1 protein-coding gene and 2 pseudogenes are annotated in these 2577 nt (G+C 58.7%); 1 reads left to right on the top strand and 2 read right to left on the bottom strand.

The window, feature by feature from the left end:
• Positions 1-139 (top strand): annotated as a pseudogene (locus MKK65_RS22260) (IS630 family transposase); the annotation flags it as partial.
• A 259-nt stretch (positions 140-398) separates the two neighbouring features.
• Here MKK65_RS22260 and MKK65_RS22255 read toward each other — a convergent pair.
• Positions 399-677 carry a hypothetical protein gene (locus MKK65_RS22255; protein ID WP_243960248.1) on the bottom strand — a complete coding sequence of 93 codons (279 nt, stop codon included), beginning with the start codon at positions 675-677 and terminating at the stop codon, positions 399-401.
• Between the two features lie 322 nt (positions 678-999).
• Positions 1000-2439, bottom strand: a pseudogene (locus tag MKK65_RS22250) (porin); the annotation flags it as partial.
• Positions 2440-2577 lie beyond the last annotated feature (138 nt).

Raw genomic sequence — 2577 nt, 5'->3', positions numbered from 1 at the left:
CGTCGATCTACAGGCAGCCATCAACCGCTACCTCGCCGAACATAACCTCGACCCGACCCCCTTCCGCTGGAAAGCCGACCCAGACACCATCATCGCGGCCGCAGCACGGGGGCATCAAACGTTGGATTCAATCCACTAGAGCCTGCGACGGCTGTTCAGGTCGCCGAGCGCGCTGGCATCCCCAGTCGAGGGCGAGGTCGCGAGGCCGCCCTGGTGCTGCGCCGCCTTGAGTCAGATGGCTTGGCTGTCAGGGAGGTGGATGGGCGGGTGCCGCGCTGGCTGACCTCCCAGGCTGCTCCCGCCGCTCCATGATCCGGCACTGGTCCCGAAGTGTACCCTCGCGCTTCTGCTAAGTTCGCACGCCACTTGGAATACCGTCCGCGCCTAGGCCTGGATCGTTACTTGCCGCCGCCGCTGCCGGTCGAGCCTACGCGTGAGGGTTGCGCTTCATTGCCGGCGGCCGCCGAGTCCGTTGCGATGCCATCCGCAGCTCGGCCGGTAGGCGAGTACGTGAATGCATTCTCGTCGCCGGTCGAGCCAGGCTGACGGGTGATTACGCCTGGCGCGCCCGGCGGCACGACCACAGTTGTGCTGGTTGGTGTCTCGACCACGACCTGGGCGATGGCCGGTGTCGCTAGAACTGCGGCGACTGCGCCGCAAAAAACGATCTTGTTCATAGAATGCACCCTAGAAAGGCGATGGGGAGTATCCCCTGGGTGCCGTCCAACACAAACCTGAGAATATAGATCCGGTATTTTTTGACGCGTCTTCAAAGCAATGTGCTAATACGCACATCGTATTCACGCTTTTATTACAAAAATCCGTGATGTATTTTTCTGGATTGTTTCTTGTGATTTATTGATGACAAAAGCCTGAACCATAAATTCGGGCTTTCTGGATCAAAAAAAGCCCGGCCGTAAGGCCGAGCTAGTTAGGTCCCTTTGCACGGGGACATCAAGACTGGAAAGCTTTGGGAGGAACCAGTCTCGATTGGAAAAATCAGAAGTCGCGTTGGACGCGGAAGCGAACCTGTGAGATTGAGTCCTTCGTGGCAGTTGCAGCAGCGAAGGTGCCGTTGTTGATGCCGGCGATGTTAGAGTAAGCCGTCGGGCTTTTGTCGAGGTCGATAGCGCGGCCGCTCTTCAAACCGATCTGCGTGTAGAAAGCCTCGACGCCGATATCCAGATCTTTTACGGGCGACCAGATGATGCTGCCACCAGCAACGAACTGATACGTATCGCGCAGTGCTTGGCTTAGCTGATAAAACCGGGTGCCCGGCACACCGACGGCGTTGGAGCCGAAGGCATTCGTACCGTTAGGGTTTTCTAAGTTGAAGATGGCACCTTGCGCAAGGCGGGCCCCATTCGAGAAGCTCTGCTCACCATAGGACCCGAAGAAGGCGGAGCGCCATTCGGGCGTCCAGTAGTGCAGGTACGAGATCGTGGTTGTAAAGCTTGTGGACGTATCCATCTGACCAGTGAACGGATTGATCGTCGCGTCTGCGAAGTACTGATTAAACTTTTGGCCTTGAATGGTCTGAGTGCTCTGGGTGTAGCAACCGGTGTAGGCGCAGTACCCAGTGTACATCTGTGCGCCATTTCCGTAGGCACCCTGCAGGTAGAGAGAGTCGCCCGGCGCAATGAACGGCGTGTTGATCTTCAGGCCACCCTGCACGGCCCAACCGTACACGTTGTTGGTGTGTGGAATGCTGATATTCGAGCCCGTTCCCGTGCCAGCGCCGTTGGCTACGTCGCCGACATTCAATTCGTGCGTCGCGGCTGAAAGCTGCGCAGAGCCCCAGACTTGATCGACCCGCAGGACACCGACAAAATCCGGCATCCGCTCGCGCTGGATGACGTCAATCTGACTGTAGCGGGTTGGGACACCGTTGGTGTAGCCGATGAATACCGGCGCTGGCGAATTGCTCTGCGCGAAGTTCGCGACGCTGGCATTGACAGTGACACCGGCTGGGTTGTTCGTCGGCGAGAAGATCGGAGTGCGGCGGAAGACTGGGTCTTCGATTGACAAGGTTGCCGACAGACCATTTCCAAAGGTGGCTGTGTAGGCCAGCAAGTTGGTGGAGAATACGTCCGAGCCGAGGGTGGCGCCGGCGAACTCAAAATCGTGAGCATAGAAGTCGAAGAACGACGAGGCGCGACCGGCAGTAAGACCCGCGAACTGAATGAACGCCTTATCGACGTTTACGTATTGCTGATCACGGCCAAACTGATCGATACCAAGGCCGGGGAAGGCCTGACCGATGCGTTGCTGCGTGCCGGAGGTGCCGACACCGGAGTAGCCGGTACGGGCGCCGGCATCCAAGCGAACGAAGGCGCGCAGGGTGCCGTAGGCGGTCTGGGTGCGGGCATCGAGGTTGATGCGCAAGCGGCCTTGATAGCCTGACGTGTCACCGGAATTGGTACCGTTCTGGCGAGTGTGGTCAGCCCCCATTGAAGTGGTCCGCCCTTTGGTATGGCTTTTGAGCCTGGAGGACGGACGAGATGGCAAAGCACCCGAAGCCCGAGGAGATCGTCGCGAAGCTACGTCAGGCGGACGTTCTGATTTCACAGGGCCAGA

The sequence above is a fragment of the Methylobacterium sp. J-001 genome (genome assembly GCF_022829565.1).
In the GTDB taxonomy this organism is placed as follows: Bacteria; Pseudomonadota; Alphaproteobacteria; order Rhizobiales; family Beijerinckiaceae; genus Methylobacterium.
The sequence above is the reverse complement of the archived record's forward strand: the minus strand, read 5'-3'. Positions and strand labels throughout refer to the sequence as shown.